The 25,171-nt window shown below is 69.1% G+C and carries 29 protein-coding genes; 3 read left to right on the plus strand and 26 right to left on the minus strand.

What is annotated here, in order from left to right:
• Nucleotides 1–166: 166 nt before the first annotated feature.
• Nucleotides 167–1,156 (plus strand): hypothetical protein, encoded by a 990-nt coding sequence (locus BOSE125_RS09460; RefSeq protein WP_159552013.1) that lies wholly within the window; start codon nt 167–169, stop codon nt 1,154–1,156.
• Nucleotides 1,157–1,231: 75 nt separating this feature from the next.
• Here BOSE125_RS09460 and BOSE125_RS09465 read toward each other — a convergent pair whose 3' ends face one another.
• The 26 genes from BOSE125_RS09465 to BOSE125_RS09590 form a co-directional block, all read right to left on the minus strand.
• Nucleotides 1,232–2,362: a flagellar biosynthesis protein FlhB gene (locus tag BOSE125_RS09465; RefSeq protein WP_159552015.1), complete on the minus strand. Its 1,131-nt coding sequence runs from the start codon at nt 2,360–2,362 to the stop codon at nt 1,232–1,234.
• A gap of 7 nt (nt 2,363–2,369) precedes the next feature.
• Nucleotides 2,370–3,131 (minus strand): flagellar biosynthetic protein FliR, encoded by a 762-nt coding sequence (locus tag BOSE125_RS09470; protein ID WP_159552017.1) that lies wholly within the window; start codon nt 3,129–3,131, stop codon nt 2,370–2,372.
• 11 nt (nt 3,132–3,142) lie between these two features.
• Nucleotides 3,143–3,415 (minus strand): flagellar biosynthesis protein FliQ, encoded by a 273-nt coding sequence (fliQ, locus tag BOSE125_RS09475; protein ID WP_159552019.1) that lies wholly within the window; start codon nt 3,413–3,415, stop codon nt 3,143–3,145.
• A 1-nt stretch (nt 3,416) separates the two neighbouring features.
• A complete protein-coding gene (fliP, locus tag BOSE125_RS09480) occupies nt 3,417–4,271 on the minus strand; it encodes a flagellar type III secretion system pore protein FliP (RefSeq protein WP_159552021.1) in 855 nt (284 codons plus the stop codon).
• Nucleotides 4,268–4,702 carry a flagellar biosynthetic protein FliO gene (locus tag BOSE125_RS09485; RefSeq protein ID WP_159552023.1) on the minus strand — a complete coding sequence of 145 codons (435 nt, stop codon included), beginning with the start codon at nt 4,700–4,702 and terminating at the stop codon, nt 4,268–4,270. The genes fliP and BOSE125_RS09485 overlap by 4 nt, the downstream gene beginning before the upstream one ends.
• A 1-nt stretch (nt 4,703) precedes the next feature.
• Complete coding sequence (locus tag BOSE125_RS09490) at nt 4,704–5,426, minus strand: FliM/FliN family flagellar motor switch protein (protein ID WP_201301171.1); 723 nt, start codon at nt 5,424–5,426, stop codon at nt 4,704–4,706.
• Nucleotides 5,423–6,370, minus strand: coding sequence for a flagellar motor switch protein FliM (locus tag BOSE125_RS09495; protein ID WP_159552025.1), 948 nt, complete (start codon nt 6,368–6,370; stop codon nt 5,423–5,425). The genes BOSE125_RS09490 and BOSE125_RS09495 overlap by 4 nt, the downstream gene beginning before the upstream one ends.
• Nucleotides 6,371–6,440: 70 nt before the next feature.
• Complete coding sequence (locus BOSE125_RS09500; RefSeq protein ID WP_159552026.1) at nt 6,441–7,253, minus strand: flagellar motor protein MotB; 813 nt, start codon at nt 7,251–7,253, stop codon at nt 6,441–6,443.
• Nucleotides 7,254–8,141 (minus strand): motility protein A, encoded by an 888-nt coding sequence (locus BOSE125_RS09505; protein WP_159552028.1) that lies wholly within the window; start codon nt 8,139–8,141, stop codon nt 7,254–7,256.
• Between the two features lie 3 nt (nt 8,142–8,144).
• Entirely contained in the window at nt 8,145–8,441 is a 297-nt protein-coding gene (locus tag BOSE125_RS09510; protein WP_159552030.1) for a flagellar FlbD family protein, read from the minus strand.
• An 87-nt stretch (nt 8,442–8,528) separates the two neighbouring features.
• Nucleotides 8,529–9,707: a flagellar hook protein FlgE gene (locus tag BOSE125_RS09515; RefSeq protein WP_159552032.1), complete on the minus strand. Its 1,179-nt coding sequence runs from the start codon at nt 9,705–9,707 to the stop codon at nt 8,529–8,531.
• A 66-nt stretch (nt 9,708–9,773) separates the two neighbouring features.
• Nucleotides 9,774–10,235, minus strand: coding sequence for a flagellar hook assembly protein FlgD (locus tag BOSE125_RS09520; RefSeq protein WP_159552034.1), 462 nt, complete (start codon nt 10,233–10,235; stop codon nt 9,774–9,776).
• Nucleotides 10,236–10,303: 68 nt separating this feature from the next.
• Nucleotides 10,304–11,632, minus strand: a complete 1,329-nt coding sequence (locus BOSE125_RS09525) for a flagellar hook-length control protein FliK (protein WP_159552036.1) — start codon at nt 11,630–11,632, stop codon at nt 10,304–10,306.
• A complete protein-coding gene (locus tag BOSE125_RS09530) occupies nt 11,629–12,387 on the minus strand; it encodes a C40 family peptidase (RefSeq protein WP_159552038.1) in 759 nt (252 codons plus the stop codon). Before BOSE125_RS09530 ends, BOSE125_RS09525 begins: the two co-directional genes overlap by 4 nt.
• Entirely contained in the window at nt 12,387–12,836 is a 450-nt protein-coding gene (locus BOSE125_RS09535) for a flagellar export protein FliJ (RefSeq protein WP_159552040.1), read from the minus strand. The genes BOSE125_RS09530 and BOSE125_RS09535 overlap by 1 nt, the downstream gene beginning before the upstream one ends.
• Nucleotides 12,836–14,209: a FliI/YscN family ATPase gene (locus BOSE125_RS09540; protein WP_159552042.1), complete on the minus strand. Its 1,374-nt coding sequence runs from the start codon at nt 14,207–14,209 to the stop codon at nt 12,836–12,838. The genes BOSE125_RS09535 and BOSE125_RS09540 overlap by 1 nt, the downstream gene beginning before the upstream one ends.
• The gene (locus tag BOSE125_RS09545; protein WP_159552044.1) at nt 14,206–14,877 is read right to left on the minus strand and encodes a FliH/SctL family protein; all 672 of its coding nucleotides are present in this window, start codon (nt 14,875–14,877) and stop codon (nt 14,206–14,208) included. The genes BOSE125_RS09540 and BOSE125_RS09545 overlap by 4 nt, the downstream gene beginning before the upstream one ends.
• Nucleotides 14,870–15,877 (minus strand): flagellar motor switch protein FliG, encoded by a 1,008-nt coding sequence (fliG, locus tag BOSE125_RS09550; RefSeq protein ID WP_159552046.1) that lies wholly within the window; start codon nt 15,875–15,877, stop codon nt 14,870–14,872. Before fliG ends, BOSE125_RS09545 begins: the two co-directional genes overlap by 8 nt.
• The gene (fliF, locus tag BOSE125_RS09555; RefSeq protein ID WP_236557908.1) at nt 15,874–17,535 is read right to left on the minus strand and encodes a flagellar basal-body MS-ring/collar protein FliF; all 1,662 of its coding nucleotides are present in this window, start codon (nt 17,533–17,535) and stop codon (nt 15,874–15,876) included. The genes fliG and fliF overlap by 4 nt, the downstream gene beginning before the upstream one ends.
• Before the next feature lie 4 nt (nt 17,536–17,539).
• On the minus strand, nt 17,540–17,893 hold the full coding sequence (locus BOSE125_RS09560) for a flagellar hook-basal body complex protein FliE (RefSeq protein WP_236557909.1): 354 nt from the start codon (nt 17,891–17,893) through the stop codon (nt 17,540–17,542).
• Between the two features lie 50 nt (nt 17,894–17,943).
• The gene (locus BOSE125_RS09565; RefSeq protein WP_159552050.1) at nt 17,944–18,339 is read right to left on the minus strand and encodes a flagellar basal body rod protein FlgC; all 396 of its coding nucleotides are present in this window, start codon (nt 18,337–18,339) and stop codon (nt 17,944–17,946) included.
• Nucleotides 18,339–18,674, minus strand: coding sequence for a flagellar basal body protein (locus BOSE125_RS09570; protein WP_159552052.1), 336 nt, complete (start codon nt 18,672–18,674; stop codon nt 18,339–18,341). The genes BOSE125_RS09565 and BOSE125_RS09570 overlap by 1 nt, the downstream gene beginning before the upstream one ends.
• 238 nt (nt 18,675–18,912) lie before the next feature.
• Complete coding sequence (locus tag BOSE125_RS09575; protein ID WP_159552054.1) at nt 18,913–19,272, minus strand: hypothetical protein; 360 nt, start codon at nt 19,270–19,272, stop codon at nt 18,913–18,915.
• Nucleotides 19,269–19,649, minus strand: a complete 381-nt coding sequence (fliS, locus tag BOSE125_RS09580; protein WP_159552056.1) for a flagellar export chaperone FliS — start codon at nt 19,647–19,649, stop codon at nt 19,269–19,271. The genes BOSE125_RS09575 and fliS overlap by 4 nt, the downstream gene beginning before the upstream one ends.
• A gap of 61 nt (nt 19,650–19,710) precedes the next feature.
• A complete protein-coding gene (gene fliD, locus BOSE125_RS09585) occupies nt 19,711–21,063 on the minus strand; it encodes a flagellar filament capping protein FliD (protein WP_159552058.1) in 1,353 nt (450 codons plus the stop codon).
• Nucleotides 21,064–21,245: 182 nt separating this feature from the next.
• The gene (locus BOSE125_RS09590; RefSeq protein WP_159552060.1) at nt 21,246–22,109 is read right to left on the minus strand and encodes a flagellin; all 864 of its coding nucleotides are present in this window, start codon (nt 22,107–22,109) and stop codon (nt 21,246–21,248) included.
• A gap of 233 nt (nt 22,110–22,342) precedes the next feature.
• Here BOSE125_RS09590 and BOSE125_RS09595 point away from each other — a divergent pair, with 233 nt between their 5' ends.
• The gene (locus BOSE125_RS09595; RefSeq protein ID WP_159552062.1) at nt 22,343–23,791 is read left to right on the plus strand and encodes an SLC13 family permease; all 1,449 of its coding nucleotides are present in this window, start codon (nt 22,343–22,345) and stop codon (nt 23,789–23,791) included.
• A 31-nt stretch (nt 23,792–23,822) separates the two neighbouring features.
• A complete protein-coding gene (locus BOSE125_RS09600; protein WP_159552064.1) occupies nt 23,823–25,061 on the plus strand; it encodes a glycerate kinase in 1,239 nt (412 codons plus the stop codon).
• Nucleotides 25,062–25,171 lie beyond the last annotated feature (110 nt).

The following is a 25,171-nucleotide window of genomic DNA, read 5'->3' on the forward strand; positions in this document are numbered from 1 at the left end:
CCCCAATTCAACGGGTGTGAAGGGGTAGCTTCTGCGACTTAGCTGCAGGCGGGGGTGCGGGTGCGGATGCAGGCAGGCTACTGCACAGGTAACCGATGCGGTGGAACCCTCCACCGCAGCCCTTGCCTGCCTCCCGCTGCCGGCACGGGTGTCCGTCAATGGGGTGATGAGACCCCACAACCCACAGCCCGTTCCGGACCTCTTCACTCTGGACGAGGGTCGCCGTCTCCAGTTCTCGCGCAAGCGCCTCTACTACTCAGGGCTGGTCATCCCCCACCGCGGGCTGCGGACCGCTCCTCTGCATCCGTCTGCAGCAGACCGGCACAGCAATTCCGAGATCGCGCGGATGCTGAGTCGACAGGATCCGTCACTGATCATCAGTCACCAGACCGCTGCCGAGACCTGGGGACTGTGGTTACCGGCACGGATGCGTACCACCCGAATTCATCTGTCCCGGGTCCGTCGTACTGCCGGCATCCCCCGGTACCTGAACACCGTGGGGCATTTCATCCGCCCCCTGGAGCGTGATGTGAGGAAGATCGGCGGCTTCCACATCACGTCGCCGGAGTGGACCTGGGCGGACCTGGCGTCGCAGGGACTCACCGTGGAGGAACTCGTGGCGGCCGGCGACGCCCTGTTGCAGCGACCCGACGGATTTCCCCGATCCGAGAGGTTCATCGGCAACAACCCGCTAGCCACCAAGGAGTCCATCGTCGAGGTTGTCAGCCGGCGCAAGGGTTCTCCCGGCATCAGGAAACTGCGGGTGGCTGTGGAACTGCTGCGCGAACGAGTCGATTCGGAGAGGGAGTCCAGGCTCAGATTGAAGATGGTCAACGCCGGCTGGGATGAGCCCATCGTGAATCCTCGACTGCTGTTCGCCGACGGCTGGGAATGCACTGTTGATCTGGCCCTGCTGTTGTGGCGCGTCGCCCTGCAGTACGAGGGCAGGCACCACTTCACGCTGGAGAAGCAGTACCGCTCTGACATGAACCGGGACGAGCAGATCCGGGCGCGCGGCTGGGAACCTATCCGGGTGGACTCCGAGGTCTTCACCAGACAGGGGTGGCGGAACTTCGAGCTCCGCCTTCACCGCGCCATTGAACGCCAGCAACGTCAACCGAAGGACTCGTGGGTTCCCTTCGAGATCGGCTCCTGAATGCCTCCTCGCCCCGACCAACTGAGTCGCAGAAATTAACCCCTCTCCACGCCGATCCGGGGTAATTTCTGCGACTCAGTTGTCAGGGGAGGCAGGGCGCTGAAACCCCTCCGGGAGGCGGAGATCCCCCAGATCATGGATGCGGCCCCGCCGCCGGCGCATCAGCTTGGCGTCCAGCTTCAGGGTGAAGGCGATGACCACGGCCACCGCCCCGTACAGCTCCTCGGGCACCGGCGCGCCGATCCGGCAGTGGTCGTGCATCATCCAGGCCAATCCGATGTTCTTGACCAACGGAACCTCGGCGTCCACGGCCCGTTCACGGATGCGCGCGGCCATCTCGCCCTTCCCGGCGGCCACCACCACAGGGGCCGCGTCTCCCTCCTTGTACCGCAGGGCCACGGCCACGTGCACGGGGTTGACCACCACAGCATCGGCACTGGAGACCTCGGAGATCATGCGGTTGCGGGACATGGACAGCTGCCGCGAGCGCCGCTGCGATTTCACCAGCGGATCGCCGTCGGAACTCTTGTGCTCCCGCTTGGCCTCGTCCTTGGTGACCTTCGTCTGCTTGCGGTTCCGCTTCGCCACCACGAACACGTCTGCGGCTGCCATGACCAGGCCGGCCAGCACGGAGAACCACAGCAATTGCAGCGCGGCGGTGGACACCACCGACGTCACGGCCTCCAGCGGCAGCAGACCCGCCCCCATCAGCCCGGTGGCCACGGCTTGGATCACCCAGTACATGAGCAGTCCCACGGCCGCCGACTTCGCCAGGGCCTTGGCCGCGTTCCACCACGCCTGCGGACCGAGGATCTTCTGGGCGGCGGACACCGGGTTGAAGTGGTCGAACTTCGGGGCCAGGGACCGGAACGTCACCGGCCCCTGAAGGAACGGTGTGGCCACCGCGGCCAGCATCGCCACGGCCATGAGCGGCAGGATCGAGGCCCCCAGCGCCCCGCCGGCCTGAGCCAGAACCTGCAGCGCCACCTGCGGGTCGCCCGATTGGGCGGCCCGGGTGATCTGGAACAGCGAATCCGTGGCGGCACCCTGGGCGGCGAGGATCGTCATGGGAACCATCACCGCCACGGCGGCCACCACCACCCACGCGGAGACATCCGTGGAACGCCCGAGCTTTCCCTTCTTGCGGACCTCTCGCATCTGCCGGTCGGACGCCTGTTCAGTGCGCTCACCGGTCTCGGAACTCACGAGCCCATCACCGCAGCACCTCCTGGATCAGTTCCACGGCGGAGTCGGTCAACTGGTCCAGCGCCATCGGCAGCGCCGCGAACACCATGCCGCCGAAGGCCAGCGTCACCAGGATCTTCAGCGGGAACCCCAGGGAGAAGGCGTTCAGCGTGGGCGCCACCCGGGTCAGCAACCCGAGCCCGACGTCGGCCAGGAACAGCACCGCGATCAGCGGCGCCGCGATCTGGGCGGCGGCGGCGAACATCCCGGTGAAGGCGGCCGCGACCGCGGCCGCCGATGAGGACATGTCCGGCAGCTCTCCCAGGGCGATCGCGTCGAAGGAGGTGCCGAAACCGAGGAACAGCGGGATGTGGGCACCCGAGGCCAGCATCATCGCGATCATCCCATTCTGGAAGAGGCGGGTGAACTGGGCCCCGTTGACCATCGATCCCGGATCGTAGACGGTGGCCATCTGGAAGCCGGAGGCCAGGTCGATGAGGGAGCCGGCGGACGCCACCGCGGCGAACGCCACCATCACGAGCACACCGAGCACCGCGCCGGTGGCCGCCTCCGCGGTACCGGCCGCCAGCAGAGCACCGGTGTCCAGGCCGCCGTCCGGAACGTCCACCCGGCCGGCGAAGGGCAGGGCGAGTCCCAAGGCCACGAGGCCCTTGATGCGCCACGGGAAGGAGGAGTTGGAGAAGGGTGGGGCGATGGCGATGAACAGCGTGGTCCGCAGCAGCACCAGGAGGTACGCCTGCAGCCACGCCGGGTCAAGGGTGACGTCCATGAGGGTGCCCGCTAGCCGTTGATCAGATTCGGGATCTGGTCAAAACACCACTGCGTGAACGTGACCATCTCCTGGATCATCCAGTATCCGGACAGCGCCAGAACCACAGCGACGGCGATCGCCTTGGGCACGAAGGACAGGGTGATCTCCTGTACCTGGGTGGCGGACTGCAGCAGGCCGATGAGCAGGCCCACTGCGAGGGCGGTGATCAGCACCGGCGCGGAGAGCTTGGCGGCCATCAGCAGGGCCTGCACCCCGAGGTCCACCACGGCGTTCTGGTCCATCTCAGCTCCCCGCCCCGTTGTATGTGCCCACGAGGGAACTGATGATCAGTCCCCACCCGTCCACGAGGACGAACAGGAGGATCTTGAACGGCAGGGACACCATGACGGGCGGCAGCATCATCATGCCCATGGACATCAGCGCCGAGGACACCACGAGGTCGATGATGAGGAACGGCACGAAGATCACGAAGCCGATGATGAACGCGGCCCGCAGCTCGGAGATGACGAACGCGGGCACCAGCGTGGCCAGCGGGGTGTCGGCGGGGGTAGCCGGGTTCTCCAGATCGGCCGAGCGGGTCATCAGGGCGATGTCCTCCTCGCGGGTGAGCGGCAGCATCCACTCGCGCAACGGCACCTGGGCCGCCTCGACGGCCTCGGTGAACACGATCTGGCCGTCCGCATAGGGGGTGATGGCCACGTCGATGACCTCGGAGATCACCGGCTGCATGATGAAGATGGTCAGGATCAGGGCGATCCCGGCGAGCACCTGCGTGGGCGGGGTGGTGTTCAGCCCGAGCGCGTTGCGGGTCATGGCCAGCACCACGAAGACCTTGGTGAACGAGGTGCACATCAGCACCAGGGACGGGGCCACCATGAGCACCCCGATGCCCAGCAGGGTCAGCACCGAGGAGGAGGGTTCGCCGTCGGGTCCGTTGATCTCGATGTTCAGGCCCTGGCCGGTGGCACCACCAGTGCCACCGTCCGTGCCGCCGGTCCCGTCCGGGGCAGGGTCCAGCGTATCCGCGGCAGCCGGTGCCGCGGTGAGCACCGCCAGAAGCCAGAGCCCGACGACGGCCAGCAGCACGCCGGCCAGCACCGGGAGCGCTCGGGGCACCCGGGAGGCGGAGTGGTTCACGGCCGGGTGCCCTCGGAGGCTGAGGTCTTGCGGCCCAGTCCGGACCACTGGGTGCCCGCGGTCAGCGCGGACAGCGTGGCGGCGAATCCACTGGCACCGGCCGCATCACGGTGCGCCGCGGACTCACGGCGTGCGATCGGTTCACGGCGCGCGGAGACGCCGCTCACCACGGACTGAGCCTCCGCCGCGGGAGCGTCCCAGGTCTCGACGGTGTGTGCCCCGCCGTCGGTGAGGGCCACGAGATGGCGGTGTCCGTTGGTTTCCACGACGACCAGGTTCTGCGTCCTGGACACCGACTGGCGCGAGATCACGCGGAGCGCGTCCTCGCCCCCGGCGCCGAAACGGCGCCGGGCCACCCGGGCGGAGAGGTAGAGCGCCAGGGCGACGATGCCCAAGGACAGGACCACCTGCAGGATCTGGCCGAATCCCATGTCAGCCCAGGACCTCGGCGTTCTCATCCCGGATGGAGGTGATCTTCACGGCGAAGTCCAGATCCTGGACCACGACCTCCCCCGAGGCCAGCAGACGGCCGTTGACCAGCACGTCCGCCGGTGCGCCGGCCGCACGGTCCAGCTCGAGTACCTGGCCGGGCTTGATGCGCAACAGCTCGGCCACCGTCAGGGTGGTGCGGCCGATGACCACGGACAACTCCATGTCCACGCCGCGGATGCGGTGGACGTTGCGCAGGAAGTCCTCGTCCACCGCGGTGTTCCGGGAGGGGCGCTCGTAGGTGGCGCCTTCGCGGATGGCCAGCACCAGGGCGTCGGCTCCGTCCACGGTCACCACGAACAGCTGCGGCGCGGACCCGCCCAGTGAGGCGGAGAAGGGGTTGCTGCCGGCGAGGGCGGGCTCCACGGAGGAGGGGCCCACGGCGCCGGCGGTGGACAGGCCGGAGTCCACGGCGGGCTTGAGGGCCGAGCCGGGGTCGTCGGCCACGAGGTCCGGCAGCTGGGCGGCGGCGGTCAGGCCGATGACCACGGAGCCGGGCCAGCCGACGGAGCGGAAGACCAGCGGCTGGCCGGTGGCGGGCAGCTGCTCCGCCGTGGCGGCGGTGCGGGTCTCGATCTGCCCGGCCAGCGGCAGGGCTGCGGCGGTGGCGGACACGATCTTGGTGACGGTGTCCATGCGCGGCAGCGCGGCGTTCGCTTCGGTCACTGGTCCAACTCCGTTTCAACGATCTTCATGTACTTGCGGGATCCGTCCACCACGTCCACGGCGGTGGCCAGGTGCTGCCCGTCCACGGTGAGGTTGAAGGGGCGGTTCGAGGTGTGGGTCAGGGGCAGGATGTCCCCCACGGCCAGCTTCAGCAGGTCCATGGAGTTGATCGTGAGGGCATTGGTCTCCAGACGCACCTCCACGGGCGTGGCGGTGAGCTGTTCCATGGCCAGGCGCGGGGCATCCTGGTCCGTGTCCACGGGATTGGAGGAGCCCAGCCGGGGCAGGATGATGTCCGCCGGCAGGGTCAGGGTGAAGCTCTCCGGGGCCCCGGATCCGGTGGTCACCACGAAGGCGGCCACGATCATCAGGTCCGTGGGCGCGGCGGCCTGGGCGAAACCGGGGTTGTAGTGCACGCCCAGTTCCAACACGGGCGCCGCGTCCAGCACGCCGGTGAAGGAGTAGGCCAAGTCCTCCATGACCCCGGACATGGTGCGGCGGAGGACGCCGATCTCGGTGCCGGTGAGATCGCGGTGGGCAGGCAGGGACTCGCCATCGGAACCGAGCATGCGGGATACCCAGTCGGCGGCCGTCTCGATCGGCATCTGCACGATGCCCCGGGTCTCGGTGCCGGCGAAGTGCAGCAGCATCATGCAGGTCGTCGCCGGCAGCGAGGCGGTGTAGGTGTCATAGGTGGCCAGCACCGTGAGCACGGGGGTCACGGCGGTCTTGGTGCGCAGACGGGTGGTCATCTGGGAGGACCACTGGCGCGCGAAGGTGTCACAGGCCACATCGAGGATGCGCGAGTGCTCGCGCGCCAGCGTGGTGGGACGCTGGAAATCGTAGGGAAGATAGTGCGCGGACGCCGCCATCTCCCCGGCGGAGACGGACTGGCCGGTCAGCGGGTCGATGATGTCGTCCGCGCTGAGGTCCTCTAGGCCCATCGGTGCCTCCTCTTCGGCGGGTTGCTGCGTGTTCTCGCAGTTCCCTATGCCGAGGTCCGGAGGCCGGCCGTCACGTTTCGTCGCTGTCCGGATCTTCCGGCGCGGCCGCGCCGGAGGCGCCGGCTCCCGCGTCGTCCTGTGTCTGCACCACGATGTCCACGCGCCGATTCCGGTCCAGCATGTCCCGCTGCCCTTCGATCGGCCGTGTGGAGCCGAACCCCGTGGCCGAGGCCTTCTCCCCTGAGAATCCCTGGGCGTCCACCATGTGCCGCACCACCTGCACCGCGCGGTCGGCCGAGAGCTCCCAGTTGGTCTCATAGTTCAGCGGCTGGCGGTAGTCGGCATGACCCTCCACGGCCACGCTCCCTCCCTCGGCCTCGACCACCGGGGTGATACCGGCCAGCAGGTCGGTGGCGGAGTCGGACAGGCTCGCGTCATCCGGGTTGAACATGGTCTCGCCGGAGAGGATGCGGATCACCAGGGCTCCGTTCACGTGGGTGAACTCCACGGCCGATTCCTGGCCGGTGCGCGTGAGGTTGGCCTGCACGCCGGCCTGGATGTCCTCGAGCTTCTCCGCTGCTGTCTGCGGTGGCTGGGGTTCGGCCACCTCGCCGGAGGACTCCACGGCGTCCACGGCCTCGGGTCCGGGCTCCAACGCCTCGATCCCGGAGTTGAGGTCGTTCAGCTCGCTCTCCTCCTGGCCGAAGCCCTGGGCGAGGGAGTTCTTGAGCTGTTCGTACTTTCCCGCGTCGATCGAGGACATGGAGAACAGCACCACGAAGGTCAGGAACAGCACGGTCATCATGTCCAGGTAGGACACGGCCCAGCGTTCGTCCATCTCGGGGGCGTGGGGCGCCCCCTTCCCCTTGCGTCGGCGGGACATCTACGCGGCCTTCGATTTCCCGGATTTGCCGGACTTGCCCTTGCCGGCGGTCGAGCCGGTGCCGAGGTGCGTGGAGCTGGAACCGGCGGCGCCGTCGTCGTCCGCTGTGCCCTTGCCCTTGCCCCTGCCACCCTGGGCGAGCCGGTAATCCGGGACCAGGGCGTGAAGGCGGTCATTGAGGGCGGTGGAGTTCAGGCCGGACTGGATGGCCAGCGCGCCCTCCACCACGAGTTCCAGGTTGGACTGCTCGAGCTCGCACAGCCGCCGGATGCGGGTCGCGATCGGGTGCCAGAAGAAGTTGGCGGTGAGCAGGCCCCACAGGGTGGCCACGAACGCGGCGGCGATCATGTGGCCGATGTTCTCCGGCTCCGCCAGGTTCTCCATGACGTGGATCAGCGAGGCCACGGTGCCCACGATGCCGATGGTCGGGGCATAGCCGCCCATCTGGGAGAACCAGTTGGACACGGACATGACCTCGTCACGCCGGGTGTTCTTCTGGGCTTCGAGCAGATCGCCGAGGGCATCGGAGTCCAGCCCATCCGCCAGGCCGGTGATGGCCGAGCGGATGAGCGGGTCCTCGGTCTTCTCCGCCTCGGCCTCCAGCTCCAGCAGGGAGCCGCCGCGGGCCTTGGCGGAGAGCGAGGAGATCTCCTCGATCACCTCCCGCGGCGGGCGGACCCGGCCCTTGAAGGCCCAGCCGAAGACCTTGCCGACGTTCTTCAGGTCTCCCAGGGTGGTTCCCATCAGCGAGACGGCGATGGTGCCGCCGAACACGATGATCATGGGCGCCACGATGAACAGGGACGAGATGGACCCGCCCTCCATGATCACCATGACGAAGAGGGAGGCGAAGGCGGCGATGATGCCGATGATCATCAAGGGGTCCACGGCTCAGTGCTCCTTGTCGGGGACGGGCGTGAGGTAATCGGGATGGTCCGGGTGATGCCGGGAGCGCTCCGGGCGGCTGGACTGCTCGCGGGATTCTCCGGACGGGTGGGAGGCCTGCCGCAGCAGGTCCACCCGATGGTCGTGGAGGATCTCCTGGACGGCGTCGATGTCCTCGCGGGCAGTGTGGGACCGGCCGGTGATCATGGTGACCACGCAGTTCGCGCCGTTGGCACGGATCTCCTCCACGAGGTCGGGGTTGAGCCCGAAGCGTTCGCCGCGCAGGGTCGTCAAGAGGATCATGGTCACCCCTTCCTTTCCGTCTGTCTGCCCACCGTTGTTATCGGTCCGCCGGGCGCCAATTTTTCACCGGCGCCCGGACGGGGATGATCAGCGCTTCAGGTTGGTCAGCTCGGACAGGACTTCGTCCGAGGTGGTCACGATCCGGGCTGAGGCCTGGAAGCCGCGCTGGGCCATGATCAGGTTGGTGAATTCCTTGGACAGGTCCGTGTTGGAGCCCTCCAGGGTGCCGGCGGCCAGGGCTCCGAAGCCGTCGTCGCCAGGGGTGCCGAGGGTGGCCTCGCCGGAGTTGGCGGTGGCGCGGAAGGCGGAGGACCCGGCCTTCTCCAGACCGGCGGGGTTGGCGAAGGAGGCGATGGCCACCTGGCCCACGGCCCGCAGGTCGCCGTTGGAGAAGGTGCCGTTGATGGTGCCGTCCTGGGCGATGGAGAAACCCACGATGGTGCCGGCGGAGGCGCCGTCCTGGCCGGTGAAGGCGGAGGTGTCCATGCCGGCGTACCCGGTCAGCGCGGACAGGTCCACGGTGATCCCGCCGACGTTCAGGGAGCTGGTGCCGGTCTGCTGGCCCTGGGCGTTGAAGGCGACGGTGCCGGTGCCGGTGGCGCCGTTGGCGTCCTGGCCCGAGACACCCCAGCCGCCGGCGGTGCGGGTGAAGGTCAGGGTCAGCGAACGCGGGTTGCCGGCACCGTCTCGCACGGTCACCTCGCGCACGCGGGTGTCCCCCACCTCTGCCTCGTTCGGCAGGTTGCCGCCCATCTCCGCAGAGGTGGTGGCACGGGCCGGCGAGGTGGCCAGGGCGTCGATGCTCAGGGGCACAGCGGGACCACCGGGCTGGACTGTGCCGTTGGGACCGGCCACCCAGCCGTTGAGCTGCGCGCCGTCCGGGGTCACCAGGTTGCCCGCGGCGTCCAGACCGAAGGAGCCGGCTCGGGTGTAGAGCTGCTCACCGCCCTTCGAGACCACGAAGTAGCCCTCGCCGCCGATCATCAGGTCCGTGGCCTTGCCCGTGGACATCATGGAGCCGACGCCATGGTCGGTGGTGATGGCGGCGGTGCGCACACCGAGACCCACCTGCGCGGGGTTGGTGCCACCTAGTCCGGTGCCCGGGGCGCCGGCGTTCTGCGCCATCTGGGACAGGGTGTCCTGGAAGGTGATGGTGGCGGCCTTGTAGCCGGTGGTGTTGACGTTGGCGATGTTGTTGGCGGTGACATCCAGCATCTGCTGGTGCGCACTCATGCCGGAGACGCCGGTGTTCAGGGAACGGAGCATGGTGGTGCCTTCCTGGTGTGGTTCCGGGGTTGATGCCGGGATTGGTGCGGGTGTGGTGCGGGGTGTCTAGTCGTCGGTGGTGGGCTTCGCCCCGAGCGCGCTGATCTGCGCCAGCGTCACGGTCGTCTCGGATCCCTCGATCTCCAGCCGAGTCTCCCCGTTCTGGAACAGGGCGCCGGTCACGGTGCCTTTGGAGACCTCCCCGGTGCTGGCATCCATCCACTCGACGTCCTGGCCGATCAGGGCGGCGGCCGTGGACATGGAGCTGGCGGCGGTCTGGGTCTGCAGGGTCTTGGAGATGCCGTTGAGGGTCTCGGTCATGGACAGCTGCGCGGCCTGGGACACCATCTGGTTGGTGTCCATGGGCGAGGACGGATCCTGATTCTGCAACTGCGTCACCAACAACTTGAGGAACACCTCCTCGTTCATCTCCTGGGCCGGACCGGCGGCGGCCGCGCGCGCCTGGCGGGCGGCATCCAGGGCGATGGTGGGTGCGCCGGTGGCTGCCGGGGCGATCGGGTCTGGCATCCGTGGCTCCTTCGGTTCGGTGGGCGATTCGGTGTTCGATCCGGTATCCCTATGCGTCGGGATCCGGTTCAGGCGTAGACATCGAGCCCGCCCGTCCCGTCATCCGGTCCAGCGTCCGGCCCGGTGCCGGCGGTGGGGGGTTCTGCGGGGTCGGCACCGGGGACGGTGGCCCCGCCGTGGGTGTTCCCGACGCCGTCGCCCTCCTGGTCCTTCCCGTCGCCGCCGCGGCCCCCGGGTGACGGCCCAGTTCCCGGTCCGGCGGCGTTCGCATCGCGGTGCCCGGAGGAACCACCGGACAGGTCCAGGGTTGCGCCCGCCTGGGCTCCGGCCAGTTCCCGGCGCAATTCGCCCAGGACGGCGCGCAGATTCTCCCGCCCTGCCTCGGTGGCCGCCGTCATCTCCAATCGCACGACGCCGTCCCGGCTGATGGCCTCGATGGTCACCGGGCCCAAGGCCTCGGGACTGATGCGGACCGTGGCCAGGTGGGTGCCGTTCGGCAGGCTGACCGCCCGTCCGGCGGCCTGCACCACGGGGGTGGAGAGCTGCTGGACCGTCCACGCGCGCACGGCCGGGGTCGGCGTGGCCCCCGCAGAAGAGGGAGGGGGAACCACGACGGCGGCCGGGGAGCCCGCGGCGGCCGGGATGGTGGCGGCCGGGATGGTGGCGGCCGGGATGGTGGCGGCCACGGGAGGCAATCCTGCCGCCGCCGTGCCGGTCAACGAGGAAGACGAAGAGGAGACGTGGGACCCCGTCTGCACCGCCGACGGCTGGGACGCATGGGCCGGGTTCTGCAGCGGATTGAACACCATGCTGGAGGCGTTCTGGGTGCTGGTGACGATGACGCCGTTCGCCACCGCGGCAGTGCCAGCGCCGGTGAATGTGGCCATAGCACCGACCTCAGCCCCGGCGGCGGGCCCGGGAACACCGGTACTGGCATCGGCATCGGCATCGGCATCGGAGGATTCCGGCTCGACGGCGTGGACCGTCTCCGCTGTGGCGTCAACGCTGGTTTCCGCGCTGCCCTCAATCCTGGCCCCGGCAGGCGCGCCGGCCTGAGCATCATGACCCTGGCCGGCCTCGTCCGTGGAGCGCAAACCGTCCAGGGAGATGGGCCGTGAGTACTCCTGGCCTGTGCGTTCCGGGGTGTAGCCCGGCGGCAGGACGGAGGCGGCGTCGGTGCCCTCACCGGCTCCTGCGGAGGTCCGGTCAGCCGTGCTGCCGGAGGCGTCACGCAGGTGGTCCGCGAAGCGGGGCCCGGAGGCGCCAGCGCTGGCCGAGCCCGCGGAACCGGCACCGCCGGAGCGGGAGCCGGCGGAGCTGGATCCGGCACCGGACAGCGAGCGGGACGGATCCGGCGTCGGGCCGGGGATCAGTGAGTTCAGCGGTGAGCCGATCATGCTGAGGCACCTGCCAGCTGTTCGAAGGCGGCGCGTGTGGAGCCGGACTGGGAGGCGGAGCCCGATCCACCGGCGGGAGCCACGCGGCGGATGGTGTCGATGTCGTCCCACGAGAACAGGGAACGAATGGATACGTTCTCGCCGGGCTGCGGCGCGTGCAGGATCTTGTTGTCGCCCAGGTAGATGGCGATGTGGCTGCCATTGCGCATGCCGAGCAGGTCGCCGGGTTGGGCCTCGGCGAGCGAGGCGACCTCGGTGCCGACCTTGGCCTGGTCCCGTGCGACGCGGGGCATGTCCACCCCGAGTTCCTTCATGACGTACTTGACCAGGCCGGAGCAGTCGAAGCCCTGCGACGGGGAGTTGCCGCCCCACACGTAGGGGGTCCCGAGGTACTTCTCGGCGGTCTCGACAATGCTGGTGCCGAAGGCGGTTCCGGCGGCGGGGCCCCTGGAGGCGCCGCCCGAATCGGTGGCGTTCGCGGACGAGACGGCGTCGGATCCTGACGCGGCGTCCGAGCCCGTGGCGGCGCCGAGGGCCTCCTCGAGTGCCGCGGAGAAGCCGTCCGCGGCCGCTGCGGTGTCAGCTCCCGGAAGGCCGCCCGTGGTGGATCCGATGATCCCGCCGGGGCCGCTCACGCCGGTCGTGCTGGCTCCGCCGGGCAGGCCCGCGCGGGCGGTGAAGGACCGTTGCGGAGACAGCGCCTGAAGGTTCGACTCGATCTGCGCCATGCGCGCTTCAATGGCGGCCAGCGGCATCAGGACTCCTCCTCCTTCACGTCAGGGTCCGTCTCATGGCGGTCCGCGCGGTCGCGGTGGTGCTGGGCCGAGACGAGTTCGTCGAGCAGCTGCTGTTCGGCGCGGGCGTCGAGCGCCCGCAGGGTGGCGTCGTGGCGTTCTCTCAGCAGTTCGGCGCTGCGGCGGGCCTGCCGGGCGAGCATGAGGGCCTTCTCCGCGGCGTCCACCTCACCGTCGGCCACCTGCTGGGCGGCCCTGATCTCGGAGAGCTGACGGGCGGCGCTCGCCCGGGCGATTCCGGCGGCGGCCAGCACGCTCTGGCCACCGAGGTCCTCGAGCAGTTCCCGCTCGTCGGCGGCACGGCGTTGCACACCGCGGGCCGTGATCCGGGCCTGGTGGAGCCCGGCTGCGGCCTGGTCCTCCTGGATGCGGCGCACTTTGAGCAGGGAGGAGAGCTTGAAGGCGGCCATCAGGCGTCCCTCCCGGCGGGCTCGGCGCCGAGCACCGCGGCGAGCCGTCCCAGCCGGGACCAGGCCTCGGTCAGGGAGGCGGAGTCGTCCATGTCCTGGCGCAGGAACCCGTTGATCTCGTCCTGGGCGGCCAGTGCGGCGTCCGCCAGCGGCCGGGTGCCGGGGACGTAGGCTCCCACGTCGACCAGGTCCTGCACGTCACGCTGCTCGGCCATGGCCCGGCGCACCGAGGTGATGTTCACCTTGTCCGCGGCGTCGGTCACCGCCGAGGCCACGCGGGAGATGGATGCCAGGACGTCGATGGACGGGAAGTGCCCGGCCACCGCCAGGGCCCGGTCCAACACGAGGTGACCGTCCAGGATGGAGCGGGCGGAGTCGGCCACCGGGTCGTTGTGGTCGTCGCCGTCCACCAGCACGGTGTAGATGCCGGTGACGGAGCCGGCCCGGTCCGTGCCGGCGCGCTCCAGCAGCTGGGCCAGCAGGGAGAACGTGGACGGCGGGTAACCCCGGGTGGCCGGCGGCTCCCCCGCGGACAGCCCGATCTCACGCTGGGCCATGGCCACGCGGGTCAGCGAGTCCATCATCAGCACGGCATGACGGCCCTCGTCCCGGAACTGCTCGGCGATCCGGGTGGCGGTGAAGGCGGCCTTGCGGCGCATCATGGCGGGCTCGTCTCCGGTGGCCACCACCACCACCGACCGGGCCAGGCCCGCCGGACCGAGGTCGTCCTCGAGGAAACCACGCACCTCGCGACCGCGTTCGCCCACGAGGGCGATCACGGAGACCTCGGCGTCCGTGCCGCGGGCGATCATGGACAGCAGGGATGACTTGCCCACGCCGGAGCCGGCGAACAGACCGATCCGCTGGCCGCGTCCCAGGGCAGTGAAGGTGTCCACGGCGCGCACACCGGTGCCGATCTGTGCGTTCACGGGGGCGCGGTCCAGGGCCTTCGGGGCCGGGTTCTGCACGGGGACGGACCGGACCCCGGCGAGGGGTCCCTTGCCGTCGATCGGCCGGCCGAGGCCGTCGATGACACGGCCGATGAGTCCGTCGCCCACGGGGACCTGTCCCCCGCGGTGCGAGCGTGCCACGGGGGTACCGGCGAAGGGGGCCCAGCCGTCGGCGAGCGGCATCACGGTGGCTTCGGTGCGGTTCACGGCCACCACCTCGGCCTCGACGCCGCCGAGACCGTCCGGGCCCGCACCCACGGACACCACGTCTCCGACGGCGACCGCGAGCCCTCCGATGGTGGCGCGCAGTCCCTGCGAGGAGACAACGGTCCCGTAGGCCACCGGGGCGGCCAGGCGGCGGATCGAGGCGACGTGACGGGCCAGGTGCGCGGTCAGATCCGCGGTGGAGAGGGTGACGGTCATCGGTCTACCTCACCGTCATGACGCACCTCGGACGCGTAGCTGCGGACGCGCGTCAGGGCGTCCTCCACCCCCGCCTCGAGCCAGCCGTCCCGGTACACGGCCACGGCCGCGCCGGGCTGCAGGGCCGGATCGGCCACCAACTCGACGCCGGCCGGCACCGGGGCGGCGGTGGTCGCCGCGCGCACGGTGTCGGGGTGCAGGCGGATGGTGTGCACCGGGGAGGGCGTCCTGGCGGTCAGGGCGCGGTGAATGGTGGAGCGGGCGGCCACGGAGGCCTCGGAGAGTTCAGCGTCGAGGATGATCTCGGCGACCTGGCAGGCGATGTCGAAGACGGTGTCCTCGGCCGCGTCCAGGGCATGCACCATGGACGCGGTGAGCTGGGCGGCGGCGTGGCCCAGAGAGGCCAGGGCCTGCTCGGTCCGCTCGACGGTGGTCCGCATCAGCCGTTCGTGCTCGGCCTGGCGCGTGGCCTCGAGGGCGTCAGCGTGACCCTGGGCGGCTTGGAGGCCATCCACATAGCCACGGGAACGGCCCTCGATCACGGCCGCGTCCACCACGGGGGAAGAGACCACGGACACGGGGGCCGCGTGGTACTCGGAGATCCGCAGGGACCGGAGTCCGGTGTGGTGCTCGAGATCCGGGCGAGTGGCAGCGAATGACTCAGACATACTCGTCCTCCTCCTGCTTCGAGAGGTCCAGCTCGCCGGCGGCCTCCAAAGCCCGGACCTCGCGGACCACCTCGCCACGGGCCTCCTCGACTTCAGAGGTGCGCAGCTTGGAGACGGCGGAGGACTCCTCGTTGAGGGCCACCACGTTGCGTGAGGACATGTTCCGCCGGATCTTCTGTTCCAGGGCGGGGTTCGCGCCACGCAGGGCCCGGGCCAGCACGTCCATGCGGATGGAACGCAACACCATCTGCAGGGCGTGGTCGTCCAGCCGCAGAAGGTCGGCGAAGGTGAACATGAGGTTCCGCACCTCGGCGCCGAGCTCTGGATCGGTGGCGGCCATGTACTCCAGGACCCCCCGTTCGGTGGCGCTGTCCGCCCGGTTGACGATCTCCACGAGGGACTGCACTCCGCCGATGGCGGCCTGTTCACGGGCGGTGGCCACCGAGGAGACGCGGGACTTGAGGATCTCAGCCGTGACGCGCACGGCCTCTGTGCTGGGAGTGCCCATGGTGGCGATGCGGAAGGCCACCCCGTTGCGGACCGGATCGTCCAGTCCGGAGAGCACGGCCGATGCCGTGCGCGGGTCCAGGTTGGAGAGCACCACGGCCTGGATCTGCGGGGTCTCCTCGTGGATGAGCGCGAGGATCTGGGTGGCGTCCATGGTGTCCAGGAACTCGAAGGCCTTGCCGGCCAGCACTCCGGCGGCGCGTTCCATGACGTCCCCGGCCTTGTCCTCTCCGAAGGCACCGGAGATGAGCCGGCGGGCGAGGTGGGCCCCACCCCGGGCCGGCGTCCGGCCGGAGTCGACCATGGCGGCCAGCTCTGCCATGACGAAGTCCACAGTGTCCGGATCGGCGCTCTTCATGCGCATGATCTCCGCAGAGACCTCCTGGGCCTCGTCCTCGTTGAAGTGGGACATCACCTCGGAGGCAACCACTGGGTCCAGGTCCATCAGGAGCACGGCGACCTTCTGCACGCCGGTCAGCTTGACGTCCTTCATGCCAGCTCCTTCGCTTCCATCATGGCCCGCATCATCTCAGCAGTCTTCGCCGGGTCCGTCTGGGCTGCGTGGTGCACCTTCTGTGCGGCGCTGGGACCCTCTGGCAGTGGGGCGGGCATCACCGGGAGCGGCGCCACCGCGGACAGGGCCTGGGTGGGTGGCTCCGGCATGATCACGGGCATCTGACCGGTGTCCGGACTGGTGGAACGGTCCAGCATGGCCGGTGCCGGCGCGGTCTCGCCGAGGTCCTCGAGGGTCTCCACGGTCCGGCGGCGGCGCAGGATCATCCACACCACGAAGCCGACCAGCAGCACCGCGGCGACGATGCCATAGATGATCACGTCCCGAATCAGCGCGTCCTGGGCGGCGGCCGCCTCGGCCGCCTCGGCTGCTTCGATCGCCTGTTGGGCCTCCACGGCCCCGGCGGTGGAGAACGGGATGATCTCCACGGTGACCGTGTCCCCGCGGACCTCGTCGAGGCCGGCCGCGGTGGACACCAGTCCGGTGATCTGCTCGGCGGTCAGACCGCCGGCGGCGGCCGCGTCCACCGCCACGGCGACCGTCTGACGCTCGACGTCACCGGCCGGCGTCGTGGTGGAGGTGGTGGTCTTGTCTACCGCGTTGGTGCGGGATTCGGAGCCCGAGGTGAAGTTGCCGTTGCCGGTCGCTCCGGTGCCCGTGTTGGCCACGTTGTCCGGTCCGAGCACGCCGGTCCCGGCCGGGGCGCCGCCGCCGGTGTAGTCCTCGGTGGCGGTCTGCTCGGTGAGCGCCTGCACGCCACCCTCCGGAGTGGTGAATTCCTCGGACACGGTCTCGGAGGTGGACCGGGTGGTCGCCACGGTGGCAGCCACGGTCGAGTTGCCCGCCCCCACCAGGTTGTCCAGCACCTTCTGCACATTGGCGGTGACGGCAGCGGAGCGCTCTCCGTCCCCACCGGACAGGTCCACGAGTCCCTCGCCGACGGCGGAGAGGACCTTGCCGGTGGAGTCGACGACGGCCACGTCGGTGGGCTCCATGCCCTCGACGGAGGCCGAGGCCAGGTGGACGATCGCCTGCACCTGCTGGTTGTTCAGGTCGCCACGGGGGCTGGAGACGAACACGGAGGCCGTGGGCGTGCCCTGTTCCGAGGCGAAGACGGTCTCCTCCGGCATCGCGAGCTTGACCGAGGCCTGCTCCACCCCGTCCATCTGGCCGATGGTCGCGGCGAGCTCACCCTCCAGGGCGCGCTTGTAGGTGGTGTCCTGCTGGAACTCGGAGGAGGTGATGCCGACCTCGTCGAGCAGGTTGTAGCCGGTGCCACCGCCGGACGGCAGCCCGGCCGCGGCCGCGGACAGACGCTGGTCGTAGACGGCCTCGTCCGGCACCAGGATGGTGGTCCCGCCGTCCTGGAGCTCGTACTCCACGCCGGCGGAGTTCAACTGCTCCACCACGGCGGCCGCGTCTGTGGAGGACAGTCCGGTGAACAACGGGGCCAGGGTGGGCTTGGCGAGCTGGAGGGCGGCGAAGATGCCGCCGGCTACGAGGGCGACGGCCAACAGGGAGGCGATGATGCGCTGGCCCAGGGGCATCTCGGAGAGTTTGTCCCCGATCCCTTGGAACCAACCTGCCGGGCCGGACTTGCGTGCCGTCGGCAGGGCGGAGGTGGAGTTGAAGCTCACGGGGTCACGCCTGGATTCTCATGAGCTCGTTGAAGGCCTGCAGCCCGCTGTTGCGCATCGCCACCATCAGGTCCATGGTGGCCGAGGCCTCCGCAGCGGCGATCGTGGCCTCATGGATGTCTTCCAGGTCGCCGGTGACGGCCTGGAGGGTCAGGGTGTCCCGCTCCCCCTGCATGGCTTGCAGGGAGTCGACCTGACCGGCGAGCTGGGATCCGAAGGATCCGGCCTGTGCCCCGACCGGGGCCGAGACCGCGGAGGTGCTGAGCTGCCCGGTCGCGCCGGTGACGGACTCGAGGCCCGCGGGCAGCGCACCGGGGAGGGCGGCCGACGTCGGGCTGGTGGCATTGACTGCGGGCATGGCTGGCATATTCGCGACAGCTCCGATGGAGCCGATTGAATCCAAGGGCATCAGTTGCGTCCGATCTCAATGCCGGCCTGGTAGACCGTCTTGGCTTTGTCCACGACCTGGGAGGCGAGGGAATAGGAGCGCTGGGCCATGATGAGGTTGCCCATCTCGACACCCATGTCGATGTCCGGGCGGCGGATGTAGCCGTCCTCGTTGGCCTCGGGGTGGTCGGGCTCGTAGGAGAGGATGCCCTCGGCGTCCCCGTACTGCACGGTGGTCACCTGGACGCCCTGACCGGCGGCGGCCGGGGCGACCTCGAGGTAGCGGGCCTGGAAGGCGTCCCCGTCCGCGCTGGTGACGGTGTTCATGTTGGCCATGTTGTCCGCCGTGGCATCGATCCAGCGGCGGTTGGCGGACATGGAGGTGCCGGCGATGCCGATCGCGTCAAAACTGGGCATCAGGAGGTCCTCGCAGCCGTGGAGACCCCGGAGAGCTTGGACTTGATGGCCTGGGAGGCGAACTGGTAGCTCAGCACCGTGGCCTCATTGGAGAGCACCTCGGTGTCCGCGTTCACGTTGTTGCCGTTCAGGCGGGTGGGCTCAAGGGAGGGTTGCTCCGCGGCAGTGACGCGGCCGTCACCGGCGGCGATCGAGCGGGCAAGCTGCTGTTCGAACTGGACCCTGGTCGCCTGGAACTGCGGCGTGTTGACGTTGGCCAGGTTGTTGGCGATGGCACGCTGGCGCGCCGCCAGCCCATCGAGCGCCGACTCCAGCGCGTTGACCGTGACAGACATCCGATTCCCCTTCCCCTGGGCCCGTGTGGGGGTGCGGGCCCGTGAGTGCACTCGTTGTTCCTGCATGCACTAGTGGACATGCGCAGAACGGCGGACGCGGGCGGCCGGTTTCGTGTCCGGTCGCTCGGAAGTCCCTATGCGGGCAGATGCGGGGTGGGTGTGCGTTTTGCGTTGAGGACGCCTCGTCCAGGATCAGGACAGGTGCCGGAGCACGACGCCGGCCGGTTCCGACGCGCGGTCAGGCGCCGGTATCCAGGTAGGCCGCGGTGGCGCCGCGGTTCGGCTGGGTGGCGCGCTTGGCCTGGGCGGTCGCCTTCAGGGACTGGGCGACGCCGTCCTGCTCGGTGCGCATCTTCTGCAGGGCCACGGAGAGCCGGGTGGTCAGGTTGGCCATGCGGCGCTGCAGGTGCTCGGGCGGAGTCCCGGCGGGGCGGGCCTCGAGTTCCTCTGGCAGCGGGGCGGGGTGTCCGGCCTCAAGCCAGGCTTCGAGATCGTTGGCCAGGGTCTCCCAGGCGAGGTCCGCGAGGACGGACTCACGGGTGTTGTTCGCGGAGGTCACGGCAATGGAGTTGCGTCGAAAGGGGGCCGTGAGGCTCATGCTGTCTTGGCTGCCTGTTCGAAGGCCTCGGACACCGGGGTCAGCAGTTCGATGGCGCTCAGCACTGCGTTGGCGTCCGAGTTCTGGTTGGCAGCGGAGATCGTCTGGAGGCAGAACGCGTAGACCGACTTGAGGTCCGCGGCTCCGGCCCAGGCGTTGACATCCAGCGTGCCGTCCAGTTCAGACAGGATCGACTGGGCGTGGATCAAGTGGCCGCTGGCCGTGGTGGTCTGGCCCTGCTGCAGGTCCGTGGCGGCGCGGTGCAGGTCCAGGATGAGGCGCTGGAACAGCTTCACGGTGAGCTGGGCCGGGGTGGCGGTCATCAGCTCGCGGCGCCGCATCTCCTCGATGGGGTTGCGCTGAGTGGTGCCCAACATGGTGTGCTCCTGGGGGTCAGAGTGGTTCAGGGGTGAGACGGCGGATGCTTCGGTGCCGGGACTACTGCTGGTTGGCCGCGGCGTTGTTGGTGTTGATCTGGCCGGAAAGGTAACTCTGCAGAGAGTTGGCCTTGGCCAGGGCGACTTCCATGGCGGTGAACTGGGCGCGCAGGGTGGTCTCGCGCATCTCCAGGCGGCGCAGTGCGGAGTCGATCCCCTCCTGGGTGCGCTGGTTCTCCGTCACCCGGGACTCGATGGACTGGGTGAGGATGCCGTCGTACTTGTCGGAGATGGAGCTGGCGGCTTCCTGCACGCGCCCGGCCAGGTCGGCCAGCGCGGTCCCGACGGCGGCGGGGTCCTCGGTGAGCGCCTGCTTCAGTTTCTCGGTGTCGATCTCCAGCCGACCGTAGCGGTCGGGCTGGACGCCGAACCAAGCCTGGGAGGTGCCGTCCGCAGTACGCACCGCAGCGCCGAAGATCTTGTCATTGATGGACCGGACCGTGGAGTCGCCCACGAACATGCCGGCGCTCGTGGTGGACCCGGAGCTGCCGGAGCCCGGGGTCACCGTGGTGACGGAGCCGATGGCGTTCAGCAGTCCATTGATCTGCTTGAGGAGCTTCTCGGCCCGCTCGGTGGCGGCCTGGGGATCGTTGGCCGCCGAGGCGGTGACGGTCTCTCCCACGGCCTTCGCGGACACGGTGACGGAGACCCCGGTCGCCAGATCGGCGAACTCATTGGTGGCCGAGGTGACGGTCTGCTCGGCTCCGGTGCCGGGGAACAGGGTGATGGTCGCGTCTGCGGCGGCAGAGGTGATGGCTCCCCCGGCGCCGAACAGGTCGGTGCCGTTGGCGGTGGCAGTGAAGGCTGCCTCAGCCCCGGTGTCCCGGCTGGTCAGCTGCAGGCGGTAGAGGGTCGTACCTTCGGCGTCGGTGCCAGCCTTGATGAGGGTGGCGTCCACGCCGAGCTCGGCGTCACCGTTGATGGCATCGACCAGGGAGGTGAGGCTGTCCCCCGTGAAGTCCGCGGTGGTGCCGTCGGCACGGGTAATAGTGAGGGTCTCACCGTTCCAGTCAGAGAGCGGTGCCGAGACGCCCGATTGCTTGGAGGCTGCGGCGTCTACCCGGAAGTCCAGGGTGGCCGGGGTGGCACCGTCGTCCACGGTGACAGTGACGTTCTCACTCGTGGAGGAGCCGGTCGCCGGGCGGAAGGCGGCGGCGGTGGAGTACTCCTTGGCCAGCTCAGCCAGGGAGGCGATCTGGGAGTTGAGGGCGCGCAGGCCGGAGATGCGGGCCTCGTTCTCGGCGAGCTTGTTCTCCATCAGTGTCACGGGGACCCGTTCCACGGAGATGAGGGCACCGATGAGCTCGGTGGTGTTGAGCCCGGAGGCCAGTCCGTCGAAGCTGATGCCTGCCATGGTGCCGGTCCACTCCTCGTCGATGTCTCTGTCGGTGTCTCTGTGGCGGTCCGGTGACTGTTGGACCACCCGGTGTGATGCCTATGCACCGTCCCGAAGGGCGGCCGCCCCCGGATTCTCCCCGGTGGTGGCGACCGCCCCTCGGTCTCAGGTGCAGCGTCAGTATGACGCGGCTACCAGGATCAGCGGAGCAGCTGCAGGACGTTCTGCGAAGCCTGGTTGGCCTGGGCCAGCATGGCCTGGGAGGCCTGCTCCTTGATGTTGGCAGCGGACTGCTTGACGATCTCCTTGGCCATGTCCACGTCGCGGATGTTGGACTCGGCGTTGGTCAGGTTCTCGGCGGTCACGTTGACGTGCTTCAGGGTGTGCTCGAGGCGGTTCTGCACGGCACCGATGTTGGAGCGGTCCGAGGAGATGGCGGTGATGGCCGCGTCCAGCGTCACCAGGGATGCAGCGGCGCCGTCGGCGGAAGAGAAGTCCAGGTCCGCGAAATCCGTGGTGACCATCTCGGAGAGGTCGGTGGCGATGGTCAGGCTGATGGTGTCGGAGCTGGAGGCAGCGTCAGTGCCACCGTTGGCGCCGACCTGGAAGCTGAAGCTGCCCGAACCGTCGCCTGCAGCGCCGCTGGTGGCGCCAAGCAGGTTGGAACCGTTGAAGTTGATCGACTCCGACATACGGGTCAGTTCTCCGGTCAGCTGGGTGACCTCGGTCTGGATCGCGGTGCGGGCCTCAGCGTTCAGGGTGTCGTTACCGGCCTGGACGGCCAAGTCACGCATGCGCTGCAGGATGTCGCCGGCGGCGGACAGGCCGCCTTCAGCGGTCTGGGCCAGGGAGATGGCATCGCCGATGTTGCGGGCGGCGACCTCGAGGCCGTTGGACTGGGAGCGCAGGCCCTCAGCGATGGAGAGGCCGGCGGCGTCGTCGGCGGCGCGGTTGATGCGCAGGCCGGAGGACAGCTTCTCCATGGAGGAGGCCTTCTCCTCGGAGGCGATGCTCATCATGCGGTAGGTGTTGTTGGCGGCGACGTTGGTGTTGATGACAGACATGTCATTTCTCCTTGGTACAAAGTGTGGGGTTCTGGTCCGCGGACCCATTCCTGCGGACCCGACACCAGACTTATCGGCACGCTCCGGAAGTTTTTTCACCTCGGTCGGAACTTTTTCGTCGAGTGCCACAAGTTGGCGTCAGGGATGCCCCTCACCCGGTCGTCAGGCGCTTGATGAGAACACCCTCATGAAGGACTCATCGTCATTTCATCGGTGACAAATACCGTACGGGAATGACCTCGATCACAGCCCCAGCCCCGGCCACCGGCGTTGTCGCCGCGGGAACCATCCGAGCCCTCGTGCTCGTGAGTGCGATGCTGGCGGCATGGTTCGCCACCGCGGGATGGATGCTCGACCAGCGTCTGGTCGTTGTCGCGCTAGCGGTCGCGACGGCTGCGTGGATGGCGACCCGTGTCGATGACACCGTGGTCGCCCTCGTCGCCGTCGTAGCCTTGGCGCTGACGGGTGCGATCCCCACCGAGTCGGTCTTCGGCGCCCTCGGGCACCCGACGATCTGGTTGCTCATCGGCTCGTGCATGATCGCCGCCGGCCTCACCTCATCCGGCGTCGCCGAGCGTGCTGCCGAGAAGGTCGTGGGGCGGGCGCGCTCCCTCCGGGGTCTGTGGTACCGCACAACGCTCGCTCTCATCCTCACGAGCTTCGCCGTTCCGGCCACGAGCGGTCGAGCCGCGCTCACGATGCCGATCTTCCGCACTGTGGCGGGTTCGTTGCCGAAACAGCACCAGGTGGCGCTGTCCCTCCTGTTCCCCGCCGTGATCCTGTTGTCCGCGTTCGCCTCGATCCTCGGTGCCGGCGCCCACCTCATCGCCGCGGGTCTGATCGAATCCGCCACCGGCACGCGCATCTCCTTCGCCTGGTGGGTGGTGCTGGGTGCTCCGGTAGCCGTCGCATCGTCGTTCGCAGCGTCCGAGCTGATCCTCCTGCGTTTCCTCTCGCGCGATGACCGCCGCATCGACGTCGCTCCCGTCGCCGCCGCACTCACGGCACGCTCGAGGCACGGAAAGCTCGCCCCCGCCGAGTTCCGCGCTCTCGCGATCCTCGGTGTCGTCATCACTCTCTGGCTGACCGAGCCGCTGCATGGACTGGATCCGGCCCTGGTCGCGGTCACCGGCGGTGCCGCAGCGGTCCTGCCCGGCATCGGCGCCGTCACCTCGAAGCAGGCGTTCGTGGAGGTGCCTTGGCCGCTGCTGATCTTCCTTGCCACGACCATCGCCCTCGGCACGGCACTGGTGGAGACCGGCGCCGCAGATCGCGTCGCCGACGCATCGCTCGGATTGCTCTCAGATTCCCGGCCAGCGTTGGTGCTGCTCGCGATTGTGGCCGTCTCGGCCCTTGCGCACCTGGCGGTGCAGTCACGGTCGGCGCGCTCCACCGTACTGCTGCCGATCGTCCTGGTGATCGCGGCGGGAGCGGGCATCAACCCCGTGGCCGCCGCACTTGCATCCACCGCCGCCGCCGGCTTCTGCCTCACGCTGACTTCATCCGCCAAGCCCGTCACGATGTTCAGCGACGTGCCTGGCATCGCCACCTTCACCCGGAATCATCTGCTCATCCTCGCCGCGATGATCGGCCCGATCGTGGTCGGCTTCATCCTCCTCGCCGCGGTGTGGCTATGGCCCCTGCTCGGTGTCCCTCTCATGAACCCGGTCGGCACCAGCTGACCCTCGACCTTATCCACCGAAGGAGCACGTCATGCACCATCTCTCCACCCCCACCGTCCTCGTGGCACCGAGCGGATTCAAGGAGTCCCTGGATGCCGGCACCGTCGCCAGCGCCATCGCTGAGGGCGTGCTCCGCGTCCTGCCAGAGGCGAACGTCCGCCGCTTGCCGCTCGTAGACGGCGGCGAAGGAACCGCCGCGGCTCTCGTGGCCGCAACCGGCGGCACGCTCATCGAGACGACCGTCACGGGCCCGGTCGGCGAGCCGATCGAGAGCCACTTCGGAATGCTCGGAAACAGCTCGACGGCGGTCGTCGAGATGGCCGCGGCCGCGGGCCTCAGCCTCGTCCCGCGAGATCGGCGCAACCCGCTCCGCACTACGACCTACGGAGTCGGTGAGCTCATCCGCGCTGCCCTCGACGCCGGCGCGACCCGCATCCTCGTTGGATGTGGCGACTCAGGCACCTCGGATGGCGGGGCCGGTGCACTCCAGGCGCTCGGGGCTCGATTGCTCGACGAGAGCGGTCGCGACCTCGAGCTCGGCGCCAAGGACCTCGGCAGACTCGAACGCATCGATACGCGGGGGCTCGATGCACGCCTGGCCGACGTTGGCATCGACGTCGCGTGCAACCCGACCAACGTCCTCACGGGACCGCGCGGCGTCGCACGCGTCTTCGGGCCCCAGAAGGGCGCGACGCCGAAGCAGGTCGACCGGCTCGCCAAACGCCTCAAGCACTGGGTGCGAACCTTGGAGCGCGATGTCTTGGTTTCGGGGGATGTCGACTTGCGACGCGGCGTCGGCACCGGTGCCTCCGGTGGCCTCGGTGCCGGCCTTGCCGCCATCGGGGCCACCCTCCATCCACGCTTCGAAATCCTGTTGGACGAGTTCGATCTCGACGGCGCCATCGCTGAGGCCGATCTCGTGATCACGGCTGAGGGCTCGATCGACATTCAGACACCTCACGGTAAGGTCCCCGCCGAGGTCGCGCGAAGGGCGGGGATTGCCGGCGTCCCCGTGCTCGCCATCGCAGGCACCATCGGCGCGGAATCGAAATGTGTCCACGACCACGGCATCGGTGCTGTGCAGGGCATTCTCCCGGGTCCCATGACGCTCGAGGAATCCTTCGAGCGGGGAATCGAACTGGTGACCGACGCTGCAGAGCGTGCCATGCGCATGATGTTGTTGGGAACCGAAGTGGCCGGATTCCTCGGTCGGCCCTCCCCCGGAGCCGAGTTCGTCCCACAGGCCGGGCACGATGCCGTCCCCGCCTGACCAGTCCGTGGTCCGCTGTCTCCATGTCCACCTGGCGAATGCGCTGGCCCTGGCCCTGCGGGCTGGTGTCCCGCAGCGCTCACCGTGATGTGGCCGGCGAATCTGAGCGA

This window comes from Citricoccus sp. K5, assembly GCF_902506195.1.
Lineage (GTDB): Bacteria > Actinomycetota > Actinomycetes > Actinomycetales > Micrococcaceae > Citricoccus.